This window comes from Streptomyces sp. NPDC051286 (genome assembly GCF_044455345.1).
Lineage (GTDB): Bacteria > Actinomycetota > Actinomycetes > Streptomycetales > Streptomycetaceae > Streptomyces.
Genome location: NZ_JBITER010000007.1, coordinates 1 through 21,022, shown reverse-complemented (window position 1 = coordinate 21,022; position 21,022 = coordinate 1). Strand labels below are relative to the sequence as shown.

At 70.4% G+C, this 21,022-nt stretch carries 18 protein-coding genes; 5 read left to right on the top strand and 13 right to left on the bottom strand.

What is annotated here, in order from left to right; all coding sequences use genetic code 11:
* Positions 1-195: 195 nt before the first annotated feature.
* Both ACIBB8_RS09525 and ACIBB8_RS09520 read left to right on the top strand, forming a co-directional pair.
* Positions 196-1,176 (top strand): glycosyltransferase family 2 protein, encoded by a 981-nt coding sequence (locus ACIBB8_RS09525; RefSeq protein WP_398950169.1) that lies wholly within the window; start codon positions 196-198, stop codon positions 1,174-1,176.
* Positions 1,173-2,489: a polysialyltransferase family glycosyltransferase gene (locus ACIBB8_RS09520; RefSeq protein WP_398950167.1), complete on the top strand. Its 1,317-nt coding sequence runs from the start codon at positions 1,173-1,175 to the stop codon at positions 2,487-2,489. The genes ACIBB8_RS09525 and ACIBB8_RS09520 overlap by 4 nt, the downstream gene beginning before the upstream one ends.
* A gap of 93 nt (positions 2,490-2,582) precedes the next feature.
* Here the strand turns inward: ACIBB8_RS09520 and ACIBB8_RS09515 are convergent, their stop codons facing one another.
* The 3 genes from ACIBB8_RS09515 to ACIBB8_RS09505 form a co-directional block, all read right to left on the bottom strand.
* Entirely contained in the window at positions 2,583-3,698 is a 1,116-nt protein-coding gene (locus tag ACIBB8_RS09515; RefSeq protein WP_398950165.1) for an acyltransferase, read from the bottom strand.
* A gap of 109 nt (positions 3,699-3,807) precedes the next feature.
* Positions 3,808-5,151 carry a polysialyltransferase family glycosyltransferase gene (locus ACIBB8_RS09510; RefSeq protein WP_398950163.1) on the bottom strand — a complete coding sequence of 448 codons (1,344 nt, stop codon included), beginning with the start codon at positions 5,149-5,151 and terminating at the stop codon, positions 3,808-3,810.
* Between the two features lie 3 nt (positions 5,152-5,154).
* Complete coding sequence (locus tag ACIBB8_RS09505) at positions 5,155-6,120, bottom strand: glycosyltransferase family 2 protein (RefSeq protein ID WP_398950161.1); 966 nt, start codon at positions 6,118-6,120, stop codon at positions 5,155-5,157.
* Between the two features lie 519 nt (positions 6,121-6,639).
* Here ACIBB8_RS09505 and ACIBB8_RS09500 point away from each other — a divergent pair.
* Positions 6,640-8,616 (top strand): tachylectin-related carbohydrate-binding protein, encoded by a 1,977-nt coding sequence (locus ACIBB8_RS09500; RefSeq protein WP_398950159.1) that lies wholly within the window; start codon positions 6,640-6,642, stop codon positions 8,614-8,616.
* A gap of 67 nt (positions 8,617-8,683) precedes the next feature.
* Here ACIBB8_RS09500 and leuE read toward each other — a convergent pair whose 3' ends face one another.
* The 3 genes from leuE to ACIBB8_RS09485 form a co-directional block, all read right to left on the bottom strand.
* On the bottom strand, positions 8,684-9,379 hold the full coding sequence (leuE, locus tag ACIBB8_RS09495) for a leucine efflux protein LeuE (protein WP_398950157.1): 696 nt from the start codon (positions 9,377-9,379) through the stop codon (positions 8,684-8,686).
* 80 nt (positions 9,380-9,459) lie between these two features.
* Positions 9,460-10,071 (bottom strand): Uma2 family endonuclease, encoded by a 612-nt coding sequence (locus tag ACIBB8_RS09490; protein WP_398950155.1) that lies wholly within the window; start codon positions 10,069-10,071, stop codon positions 9,460-9,462.
* A gap of 89 nt (positions 10,072-10,160) precedes the next feature.
* On the bottom strand, positions 10,161-11,741 hold the full coding sequence (locus ACIBB8_RS09485) for a methylmalonyl-CoA mutase (protein ID WP_398950153.1): 1,581 nt from the start codon (positions 11,739-11,741) through the stop codon (positions 10,161-10,163).
* A gap of 224 nt (positions 11,742-11,965) precedes the next feature.
* On the opposite strand from ACIBB8_RS09485, the gene ACIBB8_RS09480 reads away from it, so the two are divergent.
* Positions 11,966-12,877: a L,D-transpeptidase family protein gene (locus ACIBB8_RS09480; protein WP_398950151.1), complete on the top strand. Its 912-nt coding sequence runs from the start codon at positions 11,966-11,968 to the stop codon at positions 12,875-12,877.
* 265 nt (positions 12,878-13,142) lie between these two features.
* On the opposite strand, the gene ACIBB8_RS09475 is transcribed toward ACIBB8_RS09480, so the two are convergent.
* From ACIBB8_RS09475 to ACIBB8_RS09445, 7 genes are all read right to left on the bottom strand, one after another.
* Positions 13,143-14,273 (bottom strand): hypothetical protein, encoded by a 1,131-nt coding sequence (locus ACIBB8_RS09475; RefSeq protein WP_398950149.1) that lies wholly within the window; start codon positions 14,271-14,273, stop codon positions 13,143-13,145.
* On the bottom strand, positions 14,252-14,998 hold the full coding sequence (locus tag ACIBB8_RS09470) for an RNA polymerase sigma factor (RefSeq protein WP_398950146.1): 747 nt from the start codon (positions 14,996-14,998) through the stop codon (positions 14,252-14,254). The genes ACIBB8_RS09475 and ACIBB8_RS09470 overlap by 22 nt, the downstream gene beginning before the upstream one ends.
* A 347-nt stretch (positions 14,999-15,345) precedes the next feature.
* The gene (locus ACIBB8_RS09465) at positions 15,346-16,143 is read right to left on the bottom strand and encodes a hypothetical protein (RefSeq protein WP_398950144.1); all 798 of its coding nucleotides are present in this window, start codon (positions 16,141-16,143) and stop codon (positions 15,346-15,348) included.
* Complete coding sequence (locus tag ACIBB8_RS09460; protein WP_398950141.1) at positions 16,140-16,769, bottom strand: RNA polymerase sigma factor; 630 nt, start codon at positions 16,767-16,769, stop codon at positions 16,140-16,142. Before ACIBB8_RS09460 ends, ACIBB8_RS09465 begins: the two co-directional genes overlap by 4 nt.
* A gap of 125 nt (positions 16,770-16,894) precedes the next feature.
* Positions 16,895-17,335, bottom strand: a complete 441-nt coding sequence (locus tag ACIBB8_RS09455; RefSeq protein WP_398950139.1) for a hypothetical protein — start codon at positions 17,333-17,335, stop codon at positions 16,895-16,897.
* Positions 17,336-17,610: 275 nt separating this feature from the next.
* Positions 17,611-18,180, bottom strand: a complete 570-nt coding sequence (locus ACIBB8_RS09450) for a hypothetical protein (RefSeq protein WP_398950137.1) — start codon at positions 18,178-18,180, stop codon at positions 17,611-17,613.
* A gap of 267 nt (positions 18,181-18,447) precedes the next feature.
* Positions 18,448-20,049, bottom strand: a complete 1,602-nt coding sequence (locus tag ACIBB8_RS09445) for a glycoside hydrolase family 20 protein (protein ID WP_398950134.1) — start codon at positions 20,047-20,049, stop codon at positions 18,448-18,450.
* A 258-nt stretch (positions 20,050-20,307) separates the two neighbouring features.
* On the opposite strand from ACIBB8_RS09445, the gene ACIBB8_RS09440 reads away from it, so the two are divergent.
* Positions 20,308-20,895, top strand: coding sequence for a 2-oxo-4-hydroxy-4-carboxy-5-ureidoimidazoline decarboxylase (locus tag ACIBB8_RS09440; RefSeq protein ID WP_398950520.1), 588 nt, complete (start codon positions 20,308-20,310; stop codon positions 20,893-20,895).
* Positions 20,896-21,022: the final 127 nt, after the last annotated feature.

The following is a 21,022-nucleotide window of genomic DNA, read 5'->3' as shown; positions in this document are numbered from 1 at the left end:
GAAGGCATTTCAATTCGCGGCCCAACGTGACGGCAACAAATGGTTAACAGCCCACCGACGGTTGGCTAATCGACTCGCAAAAACGGCCGGGCAACCCACGGATTCACGCCGGTTCACTATTCCCACATGCGCCGTTCACCCGCAGTCTTTTTCCGGGACAAGGTAAATGCCGAACCCGCACTTAGCGTGACGCGGGTGGTTAAGCTCTCCGTCATCGTGCCGTTCTACAACGTGCAGACATACGCCCCCGACACCCTCAGAAGCCTGCGTGCCAACGCGCGCGAGGACTTCGAGTTCATCCTCGTCGACGATGCCTCGACCGACGGGACCGCGGACATCCTGCGCCGGGCGCGGGACGAGATCCCGGGGGTGGTCCTGAGACAGCACGAGCACAACCAGGGGCTGGCGAGCGCCCGCAACACGGGTCTCGACGCGTCGAGCGGCCTGTACGTCACGTTCCTCGACGGCGACGACTGGCTGGCTCCCGGACACTGCGCCGCCCTGGTCGACGCGATGGACCGGCTGGATTGCGACTTCGTACGGACCGACCATGTGCAGTGCACCGCCAAGGCACGCACCGTGCGACGGGTACCCCACGGCCTGCGCGACGTGCCGATGCGCCCGCGCGACGCGATTCTCCCGGTCGGCCGCACCACCTCCGTCGACTACCCGTTCGCCTGGGCCGGTGCCTATCACCGCCGCCTGGTCGAGCGCGGTCTGATCCACTTCACGGACGGGCTGCGCACCGCCGAGGACCGGCCGTGGATCTGGCGGCTGCACCGGGAGGCGGAGTCGTTCGCCGCGGTCGGGCTGCTCGGGGTGTTCTACCGGCGCGGTGTCGCCTCCTCACTCACCCAGATCGGCGACATCCGGCAGCTCGACTTCATCCGCGCGTTCGATCAGGTACTGGAGGAGACCGCGCAGGATCCGGAGGCCGACGCGCTGCTGCCGAAGGCCGTACGCACCTACTGCGCGATCATCTCCCATCATCTGGCGACGATTTCCAAATTCGAACCGACCGTGGCCCGCAGTCTTCTCGACATGAGTGCGGCCGCACTGCGCCGTATGCCGCAGGACATTCTGAAAGAGACGATCGACTCCATGGACATCGACAGGTCCGCCCGGTTGCGGCGGCTGCGCCGCCGGCCCTTCGCGGGTGCGGGGGCCACCGCATGACCACTCAGATCTTCTGCGCTTCCACCCTCTACGGTGCGGCCACCCTGGCCGCGGCCATCGACGCGGGCCTGGTCCGGCCCGCGGACCGGCGCATCCTGCTGATCAGCAACAACGCCGCCGTCCCCGAGGTCGCACCGGCGCTCGACACGATGCCGGGCTTCGAGGCGCTGCGCGGCCGGTTCGACGACGTGCTCTCCTGGAACGCGGCGATCGAACCGTTCCATCCGTCGGGCTGGTCCCCACGGCCCGAGGACGTCCCGCTCTGGGAACGCCATCTGCGCAGGCTGTGGGAGCTCGGTGACGACGACGTCGAGCTCACCGTCGAATCCATCCAGGTCAATCCGGCTCTCGCCATCACCGGGATCTTCATGGGCGCGCCCGTGGACGTGTACGCGGACGGGCTGATGAGCTACGGGCCCACCCGGATCAGAATCAATCCGCTGCTCGGTACACGCGTGCGCCGCCTTCTCCACCTCGATCTGGTGCCGGGTCTGAAGCCCTTGTTGCTGACGGAGTTCGGCGTGGAGTCGCAGATCATCCCCGGTGACACCTTCCGCAGGGTCCTCGGGGAAGCCGGAGCGGTCTCGCCCGCGCCGAAGGTCCCGTACAACAGTCCGGCGCTCCTTCTCGGCCAGTACCTCTCGGCGCTGAAGATCCTCACGACGGAGGAGGAAGAGGAACTCCACCTGCGGATGCTGCGTGGCGCCGCGGCGCTCGGGCACCGGCAGATCGTCTTCAAGCCCCATCCGACGGCGCCCGCCCGCTGGTCCCGTCTCCTGGAGTCCGAGGCCGAACGGCTCGGTGTGGAACTCACCGTTCTCGACGTACCGGTGCTCGCCGAGACGCTGTACGAGCAGCTGCGCCCGGCACTCGTCGTGGGCTGCTTCTCCACCGCGCTCTTCACCGCCCGGCACCTGTACGGTCTGGACACCGCCCGCACCGGGACGGGAACGCTGCTGGAGCGCCTGACCCCGTACCAGAACAGCAATCGCGTACCGGCGGTCCTCGCCCACACCCTGCTGCCCGAGCTCGAAACGGGGCGCACCCGGACGCCCGGGGATCCGGGCCGGCTCGTGACCACCCTGGGGTTCATGATGCAGCCGCGGATCTACCCGCATCTGAGGCCGGCCGCCGTCGCATATCTGGAGGACGGCGTCACACCGGACGAGCAGCAGTTCTTCTCCCGTCGCAAACTGACGGTGCTCGGGCTCCCCGGCGGTCTGCCCGGCAGACTCGCCACGCTCTCCCGCAATCCGGCCCTGCGACGGACGGCGCGCCGGGCCCGCCGGCTGGGGCGGACCGTACTGCGCTGACGGAGTTCTTTCGGTCTGGGCCTCGGACGGGCCGCATGCGGCGGATCGGCCCTCCAGGCCCGCGCCACGTGCGGCTCGTCCTGACCCGGCGGCTCAGCCGAGCATCCGGCTCATCCCGAGCCGCGCCCACAGCAGGGCCGCACCGAACGCCAGCAACGTCGTCGCCGCGGTCACCGCGACGACCAGGGCAGCGGCCACCGGCAACGTCAGGTCGGCGGAGACGAACAGGTCGGTGAGCACGCCGAGGATCAGGACGTGGACCATGTAGGCGCCGAAGGAGGCGTCGGCCAGCCGGGTCAGGAGGGGGCGCAGCCGTTCGGGAACGCTCAACCGGTGCAGGGTGAGCAGCACACCGACGCTGAACAGGGCCACCAGCACACTGGCGTACGGAATCGCGTAGTGGATCTTGTACTGGTAGGCGATCACCGCGGCCAGGGCCGCCGCCGTCGGCAGCAGCCACAGCAGGCGTCGCTTACCGACGACTCCGGCGGGCAGCGCGAACAGGAGCGCGCCGAGCACCGCGTAGATCAACTGGTACGGGCCGAAGCCCCAGCCGAAACGCGGCACGTCCCAGCCCGTGACCGAGGAGAGGTCACCGAAGAACGACGGTGCCACGGCGAGGACCAGGAGCGCCGCGCCCAGGCCCCACGGCCGCTTGCCCGACTTCACCATCGTCGCGAAGGCCAGGAGCATGATCACGGGAATGTAGGCGTACAGGTACCAGAGGTGGTAGGCGGGACGCACCGAGGCGAAGACCGAGTCGAGCGCCAGGTCACCGACCGGATCGTCATTGGTACCGCGCCAGCGACCCCACGCCAGGTACACCGCCGTCCACACGGCGAGCGGCACCGCGATGCGGACGATGCGCTGCCGCAGCCGCGCGCCGTCCTTCGGCGGGGCGCCGACGAGGACGACCCACCCGGCGATCGCGAAGAACAGGGGCACGGCGAACCGGCCCGCCGAGTCCGCCGCCAGCCCTGCCCAGTAGGTGCCCGAGCCGCCCGACGGCTTGCGGCCCACGGCGTTCACGAACGCGGAGCCCGTATGGCAGAGGATCACGCCGACCGAGCAGAGCAGTCTGATGAGATCGATGTCGTAACGGTGCTCGCGGCGCGGGTGGGCCGCCTGGGCCCGCTCGGCCTGGGGGTCCGCTGGTGCGGGTGAGAGCGAGGAGGCCGGTGTTCCGGCCGGGGAGACGGTGGATGACATGGTCTTCGAAGGCTATGAACGCACCGCGGCCCGGGGAACTGCGGGGAGGTGAACAGTCACTTCCTGCGGATGGCGCGGAGGTGAAGGACAGGTGCCCGCTGAGCGGCCGTCACCGGCTCAGGGTGTTGCGGGTGCGCCGCACCGTCCGGCGCAGCCGGGCCGCGGTGCCCTCGGCGCTGCCACCGGGCAGGTCGAGCTTGCCGAGACGGCGGCGCTTGAAGTAGCGCTGGGTGCCGGCGTCCAGCCGGTCCCGCAGCCAGTCCTCCGCCTCGCCGCGCAGTTCCGGGTGGAGTTCGGACTGCATGCAGTAGCCGACCGTGCGGACGAGGGGGCCCAGGGTCGCCGGTGAGCTGAGCGGCAGTGCGGGCACAGCGCCGCCGTCGTGGTCCTCCAGATCGGGCACGAGGTGGTCGACGATCGTCAGCGGAATGCGATTGCTGTTCTCGTACGGGGCGACGCGGTCCAACACCCGGCCCGTGCCGACGCGGGCGACGGGAATGCCGTAGTACGCCGCGGCTGTGAGCATCGCGGTCGAGAAGCAGCCGACAACGAGTGCGGGCGCGCACCTCTCGAAGAGGGTCTCCGCCAGCAGGGGGGTGTCCATCGTGACGAGCCGGACCCCGGCCTCGGCGGCGGCGCGGTCCAGGGCGTCGGAATAGCGGGCGGGGGCGGTGGGGTGGGGTTTGAAGAGGATGGACGTGTGGCCGGCCCGGGCGGCCCCGCGCAGCATACGGATGTGCAGGTCCTCCTCCTCGTCGGCGGTGAGGATGTCGAGGGCGGCCAGGTACTGGCCCAGAAGCACGGCGGTGGGGGCCTGCTCCACCGCGTCGGTAAGCTGCGGGTCACCGTCCGCCGCACCGGCGATCTCGCCGAGGACCTTGCGGAAGGCGTCCGCCGGTACGAGTTCGGTCTCCACGTCGAATTCGGACAGGAGCATGGGCCTGAGCCCGGGCACCAGGTCGAGGTGGAGCACGCGCTGGACGCGGCAGCCCATGGTCTGGGGCAGCTTGGTGCGGGTCGGCCCGTAGCTCATGAGGCCGTCCGCGTAGACGTGCAGGGTGCTCTCGGAGAAGATCGCACCGAGTGCGCGGGCCGGGTCGACCTGGATGGATTCCAGGATGAGTTCGACGGGGTCCTCGCCCAGCCCCCAGGCGAGCCGGAGTGCGCGCTGCCACAGCACGACGTCCTCGGCACGCGGACCCCAGGCGCCCGGGTGGTAAGGGCGGATCGCCTCGTTCCAGCTGACGACGGAGTCGAACCGGGCGGCGATGCGGTCGTAGCCGAGCATCGCGTCCAGTCCGGCGGCCGTCTCCGGTATCAGGGCGTTGTTGCACACCAGCAGGATCCGACGGCTCTCCGCCGGTGGTCCGAACTGGCCGGCGTCGAGCGCGGCAGCGAGCGTGGCGGCCCCGTACAGGGTCGACACCTGGAAGATCTGGGTGCGCGTGGGCATGGATCAGGCGGCCTTCTGCTTGTCACGCAGGCGTCGGAGCAAGGTGCTGCGCTTCGTGTCCATCGTCGTCAGTGTGTGGTCCAGTACGTGCTGGGGCATGCGGTGCAGCGCGGCGATCGACTCCCGTCTCAGGCTGCGGGCGGTGCCGGCCTCGTACTCGCCCGCCTTCTCGCTGTGGAAGGCGATCAGCGCGCAGTACGTACGGACCGCCTTGGGCAGGAGGAGTTCCGCGTCCGGGTCCTGCGCCAGCTCCTCCAGCAGGGTGTCGTACGCGGGGAAGAAGTCCAGCTGGCGGGAGTCCTTGATCTGGGTCAGCGAGGTGGTGACACCGCGCCGGTAGAAGATCCCGTGGAGCCCCAGGACGGCACAGGTGCGAGCGCGCAGGTGCAGCCGCCAGGTCCACAGCCGGTCCTCGGCGGTGCGCAGGGCGGAGTCGAAACGCAGGGCACCGTCCTCGAAGAGCCGTCGGTGGTAGAGCCCGGCCCAGACGAAGGGGTAGTCGACCATCGTCTCCATCGCCGGGTACGCGATCCCCGCCCGCGGGTCCGTCGCCCGGTCCCGCACCCGGGCGGGGGCGCGCCGGATCACCCGGCTGGTACCCGTCGCCTGGACGTGGTCATTGCGGACGAAGTCGACGCCCAGTTCCTCCGCCGCTTCCAGGAGCCGGTCCAGGTGCCCGGGGGCGTACCAGTCGTCGCCGTCGAGAAAGGTGAGGAACTCACCGCTCGCCGCCTCGATCCCGCTGTTGCGTGCGGTGGCGATCCCCACGTTCGTGTCGTGCCGGATGACCCGGGCCTGCGGCAGTCTCGCGGCCCAGCGGTCGATGACGGACGGCGTCTCGTCCGTAGAACAGTCGTCGACCAGCAGGAATTCGACGTCTCCGGCCGCGTTGCGGGCAAGACTGCCCAGTGTGGTGTCGGCATACGGGGCGACATTGTGGAGCGGTACGACAACGGACAGTTTCGGCACGCCGGCCCTCGCCTTCGATCTTGTAGCCGCTCAACGTAATCAGGCACGTCGAGGACGGAGTGGCCGTCGGGGCGACGGGTAGTGAACTCTGGATGACACACACGTGACGCCCGGCGTGATCGCGGCAACGGCGGGCCGCCTGCGGGACGGAGACCCCGCCACCCACTTCGAACGTGCCTCCATCACCTGCCGGCGGCGCCTGGACACTCCCCCGGCCACCACATCACGCGAGGGGCCGTCCACGGCGAGCCGAACGCCGGCGTCACGACAACGGCCAGGCCCACGGAGCCACCGCTGGTTCCACGTGCCACACGGGGCATCAGCGGACGGGGCGCGATCCTTCGGCGCACACGCGTGCATCGCCACCGGCTTGAAAAAAACAGGCCGGTTGATGTCGGAGGCGTGACCGACCCACGCCGGGACAGACATAAATATTCATGCGCATGCCAATCAATGAGTCGCCTTGTTCACCGATCCGATGCCGCACCGTTCACCGCCGCTCGCCTAGTGTCCGGCTGCATGACTGCCAACTCGAAGTTCAATGGCGCCCGTTGGGCCGCTGCCATGACCGCCGTGGTGGCCGCGTTCCCGTTGCTCGTGGCCCTGCCCGGTACCGCGCACGCGGCCGATTCCGCCACCTGCACGACCACGGGTCCCACATACGCCGTGGACACCGCGGGCAAGCTGCTGCGTTACGACATGCCGACTCCGCTCAGTGGAGGGAGTCTGGAGACCCCCAGCACGATCGACACCGGCTGGAACGGATACGGCCGGGTGCTTGCAGGGCAGGGCGCGCGCTTCTACGGAATCAAGTCGGACGGCCTGTATCTGAGCCACCGGGTCGGCTCGACCGGCACCTGGGACATCCACCACAAGAAGATCAGCGACAACTTCGGCTGGCTGGCCAACGCCGCGGACCGCAACCAGGTCACCGTCGACCGGGGCGACCGGCTCTGGGTGCTGGACAATGAGGGCGCGCTGCGCACATTCAAGTACGACTCCGCCGCCGACACCTGGAGCGCCGACAGCGGCAAGATCATCGACCAGGGCTGGAACCGGTACGACCTGATCGTCGCCGCCGACTCCGGTGTGGTGTACGGCCGTTCCGCCGCCGACGGCCGGCTCTACCGCTCGCGCTACGACTTCACCAGCCAGCGCTGGCTCGAGCGGCACGTCGTGGAGAGCCTGGCCGACTGGCGGCAGTACAGCAAGGGGATCACCTCCATCGGCGGTGACACCCTGGTCGGCGTGACGTCGGCCGGCATCGCCCACTACTACCGGTTCGACGAGAACATCCGCGACTTCCCGGTCTACAAGAAGACCGTCGGAAGCTCCGGCTGGCAGAACTTCACCAATGTCTCCGGGGCCCCGGACGCCTGCCGCATCACCACGGACCACACCCCCGCGTCCACCCCGGTGCCGCTGCAGAGCGACACCCCGACCTCGGTCTTCCAGTCGTCCACCGGATCACTGGAGTTCGCGCACACGAACGGGGCCGGCGTCCTGCGGCACAGCCGGATCGCGGACGCCTCAAACCTCAAGTTCACACTGTCGTCCCCGTTCATCGACGAGCAGTTCACCGGACGCCCCGCCGTCTCCGAGCACAGCGACGGCCGCGTGGTCCTCACCGCGCAGGACACCTCCGGCAGGATCTGGCAGCGCAACCAGACCGCGAAGGCGAGCGACGGCTGGGACCGATGGATCGACCTGGCCGGAGCCATGGCCCACGCCCCGATCACCGCGAAGACTCCCACCGGGCTGCTCGTCGAATTCGCCGTCGACGGCGAGGGCAAGCCCTGGTACCGCATCCAGCAGCGGGCCAATGCGGACTTCATGGGCTGGATGCCGCTCACGGGCTCCGGCCTCGAAGGCACCCTCCAGGCCGTCACCGTCCGGGACGGCATCCAGCTCTTCGCCACCACCACCAGCGGGACGCTGACGACCGCCCGGTTCACCCAGGACGGCAGCATCTCCGACTGGACCGGCCTCGGCGCCCAGCACATCAGCGGCGCGCCCTCGCTCATCCTCTTCCCGGGCTACCGCATCCACGTGTTCGCCAATGACGGCCAGGGCCACATCGTGACCGCCCACCAGTCCGTGGAGAACGGCGCGTACAGCGCCTGGGAGACGATCGACGGGCTGACCGCCGACGGCGCGCCGAGCGCCGTCCTCGCCCCGAAGACCGGCCTCGTCGAGATCGTCGCGCGCGGCACCGACGGCTACATCCACAGCACCGGCGAGACCTTCCAGGCCAGCGGCGTCTGGCGCGACTGGCAGCGGGCGTCGTCCGAGGCTGCCGCCACGGTGCCGACCGCCTTCCCCTACACCACCCTCGACGGCGAGACCTGGGCCTACACCTTCCGTACCGCCGACAACCAGGATCTCATCTACACGACCGCCAAGCAGAGCTACGGCCTCGCACGCACCGCCGCGAGCACCGAGCAGGCCGCGCCCGAGTTCCAGGAGCAGGTCCTCCCCAAGCCGTCCGAAAACTGATCCACCGCGCCGGGGGCGGGCGTCGCGGCATCGGCGCCCGCCCCGTCACGTCACACGTCACGTCACGTCACACGCTGCTGAGCGAGAGCTTCGCCGCGAACCCGAGGAACAGCACACCCGCCGCCGAAGTGGCCCCGGCCGACAGCCGCTTGCGGCGGCGGAACGCGGCGGACAGCCGGGTGCCGCCGAATATGAGCGTCGACAGGTAGAGGAAGCTGGCGATCTGCAGCAGCGTGCCCAGCAGCAGGAAGGACAGCGCCGGATAGGCGTACCCGGGGTCGACGAACTGCACGAAGAAGGAGATCAGGAACAGGATCGCCTTCGGGTTGAAGAGGCTCACCACCAGCGCCCGCCGGTACGGCCGTTCCACCGTTCCGGCAGTCGGCCTCGTCCCGCCCGGTCCGGCGGCCTCGTCCGGTCCGGCGGCCTCGTCCCTCAGCTCGGCGATCTGCCGGTGCCGCTCGCGCCACATGGACGCCGCGGCCCGCAGCATGCCGATCGCCAGCCAGGTCAGATAGCCCGCGCCCGCGTACTTGACGACGGCGAAGAGCACCGGCGTCGTCTGCAGCAGGGAGGCGGCGCCGAGCGCGGACAGCGTCATCAGCACGGTGTCACCGGTCCACACACCGGCAGCCGCCACATACCCGGTCCGCACACCGCGGCGGGCGGCGACCGAGAGCACGTACAGCGAATTCGGCCCCGGCAGCAGAACGATCAGCACGAGGCCGACGAGATAGGTCGGAAGGTCAGTGACACCCAGCATGAGCAGGAGTGTCGCACGGGGGTACGACACTCCGCTCGGGTGTCTCAGCGGACGGTTCGGGGGTCCGGAAAGTCCCGGGGTCAGTCCTCGCCGCCGTCCAGGAGGCGGTCCACGGAGAGCTTCATCTCGACGCCGACCACGTCCGGCACAGTGAACGAGGTCCCGCGCTTGTGGGACACCTTGTTCTTGTACTCGCCGCTCCGTGGATCGCTGCAGAGCAGCACCTGGTCATGCTTGCGATCGACCACGACGTAGACCGGAATGCCCGCCTGGGCGTAGTCCTCAACCTTGGGGCCGAGGTCGTCGGCCCAGTTGGCCGAGGTCACCTCCACCACCATGCGGAAGGCGTGGGCGGCGTAGCAGTTCTTCATTGCATGGGCGTCCCGAAAGTCTGCCTCGACGACCGACAGATCGGGAATCGCGTAGTCGTCCGGCCCGGTGGGCAACCACAGGCCGACCGCCTGGACGAGCCTGAGCCCCACCGTGCGTGCCTTGGCGCCGAATTCCTCGCTGAGCCAGGACAGCGCCAGCGCGTGCGTTCCGTCCGCCGGTGGTGTCACAGTGAGCCTCCCCTGGAGAATCTCCACGCGATGCCCAGGCAGCGAGCGTGCGAGCTGCTCGGCTGCCTCGCCGAGCGTCAGCTCGGGCTGTTCCTGCTCCCGCACCTGCTCCTCGTGCTGTATTACGGCCACGGCATCCTCCTTTCGGGGACCACTGTTCACGAGCTTATCCGTGGCCACGGACATTCGGCGAGAGATCGCCCTCGCGGGTGCACATCGCCTCAGAACGCGTCCGACGGCACGTACGCCCCCCACACCTCCCGCAGCGCGTTGCACACCTCACCGACGGTCGCCCGCGCCGCCAGTGCGTCCTTCATCGGGTACAGGACGTTGTCCGTTCCCTCGGCCGCCTTCTTCAGCCGGCCCAGCGCCTCGTCGACCGCGCCCTGGTCGCGCTCGGCCCGCAGCTTCGTCAGCCGGGCCGCCTGCTGGGCCTCGATCGCCGGGTCGACGCGGAGCGGCTCGTACGGCTCCTCCTCGTCGAGCTGGAAGCGGTTGACGCCGACCACGACACGCTCGGCGCTGTCGGTTTCCAGGGCGATGCGGTAGGCGCTGCGTTCGATCTCGTTCTTCTGGAAGCCCCGCTCGATGGCGTTGACCGCGCCGCCCATGTCCTCGACCTTGCCCATCAACTCCAAGGCGGCGGCCTCGACGTCGTCCGTCATCTTCTCGACGACGTACGAACCGGCGAACGGGTCGACGGTCGCGGTGACGTCCGTCTCGTACGCCAGGACCTGCTGGGTACGGAGTGCGAGCCGGGCGGACTTGTCGGTCGGCAGCGCGATCGCCTCGTCGAACGAGTTGGTGTGCAGCGACTGCGTGCCGCCGAGGACCGCGGCCAGCCCCTGGACCGCGACGCGCACCAGGTTGACCTCGGGCTGCTGCGCGGTGAGCTGGACGCCCGCGGTCTGGGTGTGGAAGCGGAGCATCAGCGACTTGGGGTTCTTCGCGCCGAACTCCTCCTTCATCACCCGGGCCCAGATCCGGCGGGCGGCACGGAACTTGGCGACCTCTTCGAGAATGGTCGTACGGGCGACGAAGAAGAAGGAGAGACGCGGGGCGAACTCGTCGACGTCCATGCCGGCCGCGACGGCGGTACGGACGTACTCGATGCCGTCCGCGAGGGTGAACGCGATCTCCTGCGCGGGCGAGGCTCCGGCCTCCGCCATGTGGTAGCCGGAGATCGAGATGGTGTTCCACTTCGGGATCTCGGCCCTGCAGTACTTGAAGATGTCGGCGATCAGCCGCAGCGAGGGCCCCGGCGGAAAGATGTACGTGCCGCGGGCGATGTACTCCTTGAGGACGTCGTTCTGGATGGTGCCGGTCAGCTTGTCCGCCGGGACGCCCTGCTCCTCGCCGACCAGCTGGTAGAGGAGGAGCAGCAGGGCGGCGGGGGCGTTGATCGTCATGGACGTGGAGACCCTGTCCAGCGGGATACCGCCGAACAGCACCCGCATGTCGTCGATCGAGTCGATCGCCACCCCGACCTTGCCGACCTCACCGGAAGCGATCGGCGCATCGGAGTCGTGACCCATCTGGGTGGGCAGGTCGAAGGCGACGGAGAGACCCATCGTGCCGTTGGCGATCAGCTGCTTGTAGCGGGCGTTGGACTCGGAGGCCGTGCCGAAGCCGGCGTACTGCCGCATCGTCCACGGCCGGCCGGTGTACATCGTGGGGTACACGCCGCGCGTGAAGGGGTAGGCGCCGGGCTCTCCCAGCTTGTCGTCGGCGTCCCACCCGTCGAGTGCGTCCGGCCCGTACACCGGCTCGATGGGCAGTCCCGACTCCGACTCGCGCGTCATCTGCTGTGCCTCCCACTGAAGCTACTAACTGGTAACCAACGGTCCTCGCGACGGACTGTAGCGGCGGGCACGCGACCGGTGGAGGGGCACCGGCTGGGACCTTGCTCACAGGGTGCGTCCTACGGCCTTCGCCACCGCACTCACCATCATGCGCGGGCTTTGGCAACCGGGCAGAGCGGGAATCCGTCCCAGGAGACAACGAAGGAATCAGGGGGCCGAGGCTGATGCGGATACACAGAACCCGGCACGGGGCAGGAACGGCACACCGAACAGGGGCTACGGCGGTGACCGCCGTAACCGTCTTGGCGCTGGCCGCCACGACCGCGGGCTGCCAGGCGCATGCCTCCGGCGGTTCCGCGGCGAAGCCCTCGTCGCCGCCGAAGACCTCCGCCCCGGCGGCCGACGACGCCAAGCCCGCCGCGACCCCCTCGCCGCCGACCCCCTCGCCACCGACCGCCGCACCCTCGCCGTCGGCGCCCGCCGCACCGAAGCCCGCTCCGCAGGGCAGGACGCTGATGGCCACCGGCTCCGAGGGCAAGCAGGTCCGGGAGCTGCAGGCCCGGCTCCGTCAGATCGGCCACTTCGACCGCAGCCCGACGGGCTACTACGGGACGCTCACCGTCGCCGCCGTGCAGTCCTTCCAGGGCAAGCGCGGTCTGTCCCGTACCGGCCGGACGGACACCGTCACCTGGCAGAAGCTGGTCGCCATGACGCGGAAGCCGACGGCCGCCGAGCTGAACCCGCCGACCTCCCGGCCCGCCGCCAGGCCCGACAAGCGCTGTATGACCGGGCGAGTGCTCTGCATCAGCAAGAACAGCCGGACCCTGTCGTGGATGATCGACGGCCGGGTCGTCTCCTCGATGGATGTGCGGTTCGGCTCGCAGTACACGCCGACCCGCGAAGGCACCTTCTCCATCTACTGGAAGTCCAGGCACCACGTGTCGACGATCTACCACACGGCCATGCCGTACGCGATGTTCTTCAGCGGTGGTCAGGCGGTGCACTACTCGGCGGACTTCGCGGCCCGCGGCTACAACGGCGCGTCACACGGCTGCGTGAACGTTCGGGACGAGGGAAAGATCGCCGCCCTCTTCGACCAGGTCCGCAACGGCGACAAGGTCGTCATCTACTGGTGAGCGGAGGCGAGGAAAGGGGGCGCGGGCGGGACCGGGGGAACGTGTCCCGCCCGCGCCAGATGCGCTGAGCCGAAGGTACGGGGGGAACCCCGGCTCTGTGCGCTGCCGATGACCAGTCGGCTCACTCTGTACAGCGCCGACGGGCCGAAAAGTGTCACACCCGGTGCCGACGGAGCGGCCGGAACGGCTCAGAGCCTGTCGGGCGACCTCCGATCGGGCGGCCACGGCGTGGCCGCTCGCCGATCGAAGGTCACCCGACAGGCTGTCAGCCGTCGACCGGGACAGCCTGATCCGTGCCCTCCGGGGAGGCGACACCGGTCGGGGACTCCGAGGCCGACGGGGCCGGGGTACCGGGCGCGAACCAGAGCGACTGGAGCGCGTTCGCACTGCCGTCGGCCCGGCCCGCCGCGTCTGCGCCCGCATCGTTCTGCTCGTCGGCGCCGCCGTTTCCCTGCCCCTGGTCGCCCTCGTCACCGGCCTCGTCGAATATCCGCTGACAGAACTGGTCCAGGTTGTCGGCGCCGTCGGCCAGCTTTTCGAGGCGGCGTCTGCGGGCGTCGTTGAGCTTGCCGTCCCGGTAGTCGCGGCACGCCTTGAGGGTCCGGGCGAACCAGTCACCCGACGTGTCGTCCTGGCCGCCGCCGGGCGTGCCGTTGCTGTCGGTCGCGTCCGGGGAACGGGGGCCGGCGCTCCCGCCGTTCCGGGCATCGCTCCCGTCCGGCGATCCGGCCGGTCCGGGCGTGCCGTCCCGGTCGTCCTCGCCCTGGCGGGTTCCCCCGGAAGAATCCGGGGACGGGTTCACGTCCGGCGATCCCGACGGCGGGGCGGTCGTCGTGCCGGACGCGTCCCCGGAGTCCCGTTCCTCCGGAAACGCGGACGCCGATACCGAGGAGGCCGGCAGCGGGCCGGCCTGTTTGCCGAACGGACCGGGAAGCACACCCGTACCTGCCGCGACGGCCACCCCGCCGAGCGCGCAGCCGGCGAGGGAGGCGGCAAGGCCGAAACGGACGGGACGGCTCCAGCGCGGCGCACGCGTGCGGCCGCCCCGGGAGGACGAAGGACCGATGCGCACCGGTCCCAGCGTCTGCGGCCCGCTGCCCTTCGCGGTGTGTCCCGCCGACGGGACGTCCGCCGATGCCGTCGCCCTCGTTCCTGCGCGCGCGGTGCGCGGGACTGTCCGGAACGCGGCCAGCGCGGCGGCCTCGCCCGGCAGTTCACCGGTGGCCGGGCGGGCACTGCGGGCAGCCGCGCCCAGCGCGGCCGCGAGCCGTTCGGCGGCGTCGCGCGCATGGCCCTCGCCGGGATCGACCGGTTCGCCACGGAGCAGTCGCTCCGCCGCGTCCCTGTCAAGCCATGCGTCCTGCTCGTCGGCCATCACATGTCCCTCTGCGTCCACTGACGCGAATCCGTCACACCGGCGGACCTCGCCAGACCGGTCCGGGAAAGGCGCTGCGCGGGTACGGCGCCGAGCTCCGCCGCATGACCTGCCGCGCTCCCGTGCGGCAGAATTCCCCGCGACGCACCCTCCTCGCCGCCCTCCTCGCCGCTCTCGTCGCCGCCGTCGTCGTCGCTGTCCGCGCGGAGCAGCTCCGCCAGCCGTTTCAGTCCGCGGTGCGCGGCGGTCCGTACTGCTCCCGGCCGCTTGCCCAGCGTCTCGGCCGCGCTCTTCGCATCCAGGCCGACCACCACGCGCAGCACGACGGCCTCGGCCTGATCCTGCGGCAGTTGGGCGATGAGGGACATGGTACGGCCGGTGGTCAGGGCCTCGATCGCCTCGTCGGCGGTGTCGGACTCGGCCGGTTTCTCCGACAGTTCGGTCTCGTCGCCGCCGATCGCGGGGCGCCTGCCGCGCATGCGCAGATGGTCCAGAGCCCGGTTACGGGCAATCCGCGCCGCCCAGCCGCGGAACCGGTCGGCGTCCCCGCTGAACCGGTCGAGGTCGCGCGCTATCTGCAGCCAGGACTCGGACGCCACGTCCTCGGCGTCCGGCTCCCCCACCAGCGTTCGTATGTAGCCCAGCAGCCGCGGCTGCACAGCGCGGTACACAGAACGGAAGGCGTCCTCGTCCCCGTCCTGTGCCGCGAGCACCGCGGCGGTCAGCTCCGCGTCGTCCCCCAGCACTCCCTCAACCCGCCCTGCTGTCCTGAATCACAGCTGGTCACCACTACCGCGCCACCCTGCGCGACTCCGCACGCTACGTCCTCCGTGGGGGCCGCGTCCATGACTTGTACAAGCCGCAACGTCCTCGGACACAGTGAGGTGTGACAGAAAACGCACTCACGGCGCTGAGAAGAGTACGGGGTCGTCCTGCGGCCCCGCGGAAGACGACCGGGGCCTCTCCTGTGGGGGGTGGCGGCCCCGGTCGTCCTCGTTCTCCCTCGGTTCTCTCTGTTCGGCCGGTCCGGGATCCCGCCCGGCGCCGTTCCCGGAGGACGCCCCTCCAACCAGGTGACGGACCGGTCGGCGATTCAGTCGACAGCGGCCCTGTTCTTGCCGTCGCTCCCGGTCCGGGTCCCGCTCTCTTTCGAAGGCGCCGGCCCGCCCTGCTTCCCCTCAGGCACGGCCTTCTTCTCCGCCTTCCCCTTCACGCCCCAGTTGCCCTGGGCCTTCTTCGACTCGCCCGGTGACGGCTGTCCGAGGAGCCCGTCGCAGTAGGCCGTCACCGCCGCCTCCGACGCACCGCCCGCGGCCGCCTCCAGCCGTGCGAAGGCGGCCGCGTCCCTGGCCTTCCCCCTGCCCCGGTCGCCGAGGTACACACGGCACAGCGCGACATCGTCCTGTGCCCGGTCGGGCCGGCCGGAAGGGTGCACGTCGCCCGGAGCATTCGTGTCCCCCAGCGCCGTACCGTCGCCGTCCGGCCGCAGCGATTCCTCACTGGAGCGACGTCCACCGGGAGTTGCGGGAGAGGTGTGCGTGGGGCGTACGGCCGCGCCGTCGGGCTCACCGCCGCCGAAAGGTGCCGGAATCGCCCCCGACCCCGCGGCCACCGCGACACCGCCGAACGCCGCCGCAGCCACGAAGCCGCCGAGCATCACCCGCAACGAACGCACACCGCGCCGTCGTTCCGCCGGACGCCAGTCGTCACGTCGACGCCGCCACCGCACCACCGCGGCGTGCGCGCCTTCGTCCCGCGCGGCCACGAAGGCGGCGGTCGCGCGCTGCTCGTCGCCGGGGGCGAGCGCCCCGGTACGCCGCGCTGCCGCGAGCAGGGCGGCAAGTTCAGGTGTCTTCGGCGCTTCGGGCAGCCGCTGCGATTCGTGTCTCATTCTTCATTTCCCAGCGTCCGGCTCACCCTGTTTGTCACAGCACCTGCCGACCGGTCCGGGGACAACTGCCCCGCCAGCCGCTTGAGTCCGCGGTACGCGGACGTGCGGACCGCCCCCGCACGCTTGCCGAGCACGCGCGCCGCCGCAGGACCGTCCAGGCCGACGACCACCCGCAGAAGTACGGCCTCGGCCTGCTCGCGCGGCAGTGTGCCGATGAACTCCAGCGCCGCTTGGGTGGAGAGCGTCTCCAAGGCCGCGGCGGCCGTGTCGTGGCCGCCGGGCAGCTGAAGCACGTCCTGTTCGATCAAGGTGGTACGGGGCCGCCGCTTCAGCTTCCTCAAGTGGTCGAGCGCACGGTGGCGGGCGATCATCGCGGTCCAGCCGCGGAACCCTGCTCCGTCGCCGCGGAACCGTCCCAGATCGCGGGCTATCTCCAGCCAGGCGTCGGAGGTCACGTCCTCGGCGTCGTCGCCGACCAGTCCGCGGACGTAGCCGAGGAGGCCTGGCTGCACCATCCGGTACGCGACGGCGAAGGCGTCCTTGTCCCCCTGCTGGGCACGCTCGACGGCATCGCCGAGCTCGGCGTCGTACATCTGCCTGCGGCGCTGCTCCCCGCCCGTGCCCAACACACTTCCCTACTCGATGCCCGATCCGGCACCGGCCGCCGTGCCCGTTTCCTGCCGAGGCAGCCCCCCTCTCTCCTTCTGCGCTCGCAACCACAGAAACGTCACAGGTTCCCCGTACGTGCGAGCTACCCGCATGCAGCCTTCTGCTGCGCTGTCCGTCCGTGCAGCAGCAGATACAGCCGCTGCACCGATTCCTCCGCCCCCGACTCGAAGCGGTTGACGACCTTGCCGAGCGGATTCCAGACCCGTCCGTCGGGCATCCGCACGCCCACCGCCTGCCGGAACAGCTCCCGTTGTGCGGCGTCGAAGTCCACCCATGTCCCGCCGGCCCTACGGACGATCACCTCGCCGGTGTACGCCCCGAGCCCCAGCAGAGTCCCGGCGACCCGGTTCCGTTGCGGCTGGTCCCGCCGCAGACCGTCGACGACCAGATCGACGAGCCGGAGGCTGGCGACCGAGTAGTCCAGGGGCAGCCGATTGCGCGCCGTGAGCCGGGCGACGAACTCTGATGTGTAGGAGCGCATCACCGCCGCCTCGGGAAACGTTGTCCGCTCGTCCCCGCTCATGATTCACCCTGCCCTTCGCCGTGCGGACGATCACCGACACTGACCCAGCGCTCAGGGGCCCTGGAACATCACGCGAAGGCCATCGTGTTCGTTCTCACGGCTGTGAACACGCCAAATCTGTTCGGCAAGCGCAACCTTCACCTCTGCTCGAAGGTCTGCTTCTCTTCCGCATCTCTCATCCGATGGCGATGGCGATGATGAGCACCCGGCCTGATCCCGGCCTCGACGCAGGCGCCTGGGCCGGGGGGCTCCTGCCTTGTGCGGAGTCCCCCGGGTCAGCCCCGCCCCCGCGCCCGGCGCGAAACCGCCGCGCGCAGCACGCGCTGCCCCTCGGTCGAGACATCAAGCACCTGACGCAATCCGGCGCCCGCCCCCGCTGCTTCGATGGTCTCCGCCAGCATCTCCAAGATCCGGACCTGTCGGCGCAACTCCCCGGCCAGCAACGGACCGGCCCCCTCCGGATCACCTTCGCGGCAGCACCGCACCGCTTCCAGCCCGGCGGGCGGCGCCGCGTCCTGCCGGAGGTGGACCTCCAGGGCCAGCAGCGAGCAGGCATCCGCCCACTCCCGCAGCTGCGGCGCCGCCCGGTCCACGGGCGCGTCGCCCAGCAGCTTCCGGATCTGCGGCGCCGCCCCTTCCGTATCGGCCGCGGCATCCAGTACCGCGCGCACCTCGGCGAGGCGGTCCGGCCACCCGGAGCCGTCCGCGCACCCCACCCAGAGCGGGCGCAGCGGATCCGGATCGGCTCCGTCTGCGGGCTGTGGCAGGCAGCGGTCGAGGCAGGCGACCGCGCTTGCGGCGAGTCCCCGCTCGTCGGCGGCGGCGATCAGTTCCAGCAGGCTCATCGGCGTCTCCCGTCGACCCGTCCCCCTGCGCGCATGCACGGGGACACGGCACTTCCCGTTACCGCATTCAGCGCCGAATGGCTCAAAATCGTCACCACGGGAGGCCGAATCACATCGTCCAGTGGGCCCGCCCCGCCGAAGGGCATGAAGTGGAACCGCCAGGATTCTGAGCTGAAGGCGCACGGAACGCGCCCCTCCCCGGAGCGCGCGGCAGGCGAACACACCCCCGGCCCACGGTGCTGTCCATCGTGATCCGCTACCGCCCGCTCAGCCCGTCTTGTCGATCGCCCCGGCCAGCGCCTGGAACTGACCCCAGCTCAGCGTCGGCCTCCTCGGATCCCACAGCTTCTGGGCCGTGGCCCGCAGCGGCATCCGGATCCCTGCCGCCACCTGCGCCGGCGTCTGCGCCTGCGGCAGGTCGCCCCAGACCGCGAACCGGCCGCCCAGGATCTGCTTCGAGTAGCGGGCCGGTACCGGCTGCGTGCCGCGCAGGACGAGCGGGGTCCACTGCTCATAGATCCGCTTCCCGGTCGGGTAGACGAACGCATGGGGCTGGCCGAGCACGTAATAGAGGAACTCGTCGTTGAGGTTCATTACGCGCCGGCCCTCGTTCAGATACTCCTCCGGCGGCCGGGCGCCGTACTCCTTGCCCGTCCAGTACTCGACCTCGATGTTCTTGTCGGCCTGGACGGTTCCGCCGCGGAAGAAGCCGTCGTTCCAGGCCTTGGGCTGCAGCCCGTGCGGGCGCACCACCGCCGCGCGGTCGTTGAGCCAGCCGGTGGCGAGATCCTTGATCCCGGCCGCCGGTCCGTACTTCTGCTGGGCGGCGCGCTGGAGCTGCGGGTACGAGGCGGCCGGGTCCTTCACCATCAGCGCGCGGTACTCGTCCCCGCCCAGGTGCCAGAACGAACCGCCGAAGAGCTCCGCGAACTCGCCGATCAGCTGGTCGACGAGTTTCGCCGCGCCCGGATTGGAGATGTCGAGCGATCCGATCGAGCGCACGCCCGCCGTGTCGCGCAGCTGGAGGTCCGGATGGGCGCGCAGGACGGCGCCCAGATGGCCCGGTGAGTCGATCTCGGGGACCACGTCGATGTGCAGCCGGCCCGCGAGGCCGAGGATCTGGCGGACCTCCGCCTTGGTGAGGTGCTGGGGCGACACCACCTCGGGGTGGGTGTCGGACTGGATCCGGAACGCCTGGTCGTCGGAGAAGTGCAGGCCGAGCTGGTTGAGCTTGAGGTCGGCCATGTCGCGCAACCGGTCCTCGATCCAGCCGACCGTGTAGTACTTGCGCGCGATGTCGAGGTTGAGTCCGCGCTGCGGCCGGTCGGGACGGTCGCGCACCTCACCCTCGGGCATCATGCCGTCGGCGCGCAGCGACTGCTTCAGCGTGCGGGTTCCGTAGAAGACACCCGCCTGGTCGGGTCCGGTAATGACGACCCGCTGGTCGTGGGTCTTCAGGGTGTACGACTCGGGGGCCCCGTCACCGGGGGCGCCGAGGGCCAGCTCGACATCGCCCGCACGGGCCGGGACGGCGCCCCGGTAACCGATCTTCAGCTCCTTGGCGAGCAGCTGCGCCTCGTCCGCGAGCGATCCGCTGCCCCCGGCGATCACGACGCCGCTGGTCGGGCCCGGCCGCCAGCCGGGACCGCGGGCGGCGATGTGCTCGCGTACGGCGGGGATGGTCCGGGGCGCCATGGAGAGCGGGTAACTGCGGGTCGGCGAGGGGGCGAGGGAGGAGACGCCGGCCACGGACGCCTCCCCCGTGCGTCCGGTGTCCGCACCTTCCGGCCAGACGACGACGGTGATCGTCACGGCGGCTGCCGCGACGAGGGCCGCACCGGCCGCGAGGGCTCCGCGCGAGGGCGACATCGGTCAGAAACCTCCGGTTGTGGCGGATAAAGGGAAGAAATAAGGAGATAGCCGGGCATTCTCCACGACAAATCGTCCATCAGGCGTTCCGAAACTCTCCCTTCCGGGTGAAATTCGTGCATCCGTCGCACAACCGTTGCCTGGCCCCGATAGCGTTGGGGCACATTCGTCCCTCCCTTCACCCTGTGTCTCCCTGGTTTCCGACCCCGCTCACCGCACCAGGCTCACAGAGATGCCGATGTTTCGAGGAGTCCCACGCTGTCCAGGCCCAGCGAGTCCCACGCCGGCCTCCCGGAACCACCGCAGCGGCGGGTCGGCCCGCCCTCGCTACCCGCCCAGAACCGCGGCCCGGCCCCGGCCTGCGTCAGTGCCCGCCCCCTCGGCCTCGACCGGTTCAACACCGCACCCACCGCCGACGCCGAAGCCGCGCTGCTCGGCTGCTGCGGCAGTGCCCGCTGGGCGCAGCGGCTGGCCGCTCACCGCCCGTACCCCGATCTGGACGCCCTCCTCGCCGCCGCAGACGAGGCGGGGTACGACATGGCGCCCGCGGATCTCGCCGAGGCGCTCGCCGCCGAGGTCTCCCCGGGACTGCACCACGCCGCACCGCACTCCGCGCACCTCGCGCTGAGCGCCGCGCATGCCGCGTACGAGAGCCGCTTCGGCCATGTCTTCGTGATCTGCCTCGACGCCTTCCGCCCCGCCGAGCACCCGGACCAGGTGCTGGCCGGCATCCGGGCCAGGCTGGGCCATGACCCCGACGAGGAGCGGGTGGTCACGGCGGACGAGATGCGCCGGCTCGCCCGGGGGCGCATCATCGAGCTGGTGACGGGCGCCGGGCCGGCATGATCCGAACAAGAGGCCCCAGGACGAAACACGCCCTAGGGCGTGTTTCGAAAGTAGCGTCGTCCGCCCGTAGGGCGGGCCGGGCGGCGTCTGGTGCGTGCGATCGCAAGGCGGAGGGTCGCCCCGATAC

Bases quoted from the DNA above. Each gene is read 5' to 3' on its own strand.
- ACIBB8_RS09520 (WP_398950167.1), top strand. From the start codon at position 1,173: ATGACCACTCAGATCTTCTGCGCTTCCACCCTCTACGGTGCGGCCACC.
- ACIBB8_RS09515 (WP_398950165.1), bottom strand. From the start codon at position 3,698: ATGTCATCCACCGTCTCCCCGGCCGGAACACCGGCCTCCTCGCTCTCA.
- ACIBB8_RS09510 (WP_398950163.1), bottom strand. From the start codon at position 5,151: ATGCCCACGCGCACCCAGATCTTCCAGGTGTCGACCCTGTACGGGGCC.
- ACIBB8_RS09500 (WP_398950159.1), top strand. From the start codon at position 6,640: ATGACTGCCAACTCGAAGTTCAATGGCGCCCGTTGGGCCGCTGCCATG.
- leuE (WP_398950157.1), bottom strand. From the start codon at position 9,379: ATGCTGGGTGTCACTGACCTTCCGACCTATCTCGTCGGCCTCGTGCTG.
- ACIBB8_RS09485 (WP_398950153.1), bottom strand. From the start codon at position 11,741: ATGACGCGCGAGTCGGAGTCGGGACTGCCCATCGAGCCGGTGTACGGG.
- ACIBB8_RS09480 (WP_398950151.1), top strand. From the start codon at position 11,966: ATGCGGATACACAGAACCCGGCACGGGGCAGGAACGGCACACCGAACA.
- ACIBB8_RS09465 (WP_398950144.1), bottom strand. From the start codon at position 16,143: ATGAGACACGAATCGCAGCGGCTGCCCGAAGCGCCGAAGACACCTGAA.
- ACIBB8_RS09455 (WP_398950139.1), bottom strand. From the start codon at position 17,335: ATGAGCGGGGACGAGCGGACAACGTTTCCCGAGGCGGCGGTGATGCGC.
- ACIBB8_RS09450 (WP_398950137.1), bottom strand. From the start codon at position 18,180: ATGAGCCTGCTGGAACTGATCGCCGCCGCCGACGAGCGGGGACTCGCC.
- ACIBB8_RS09445 (WP_398950134.1), bottom strand. From the start codon at position 20,049: ATGTCGCCCTCGCGCGGAGCCCTCGCGGCCGGTGCGGCCCTCGTCGCG.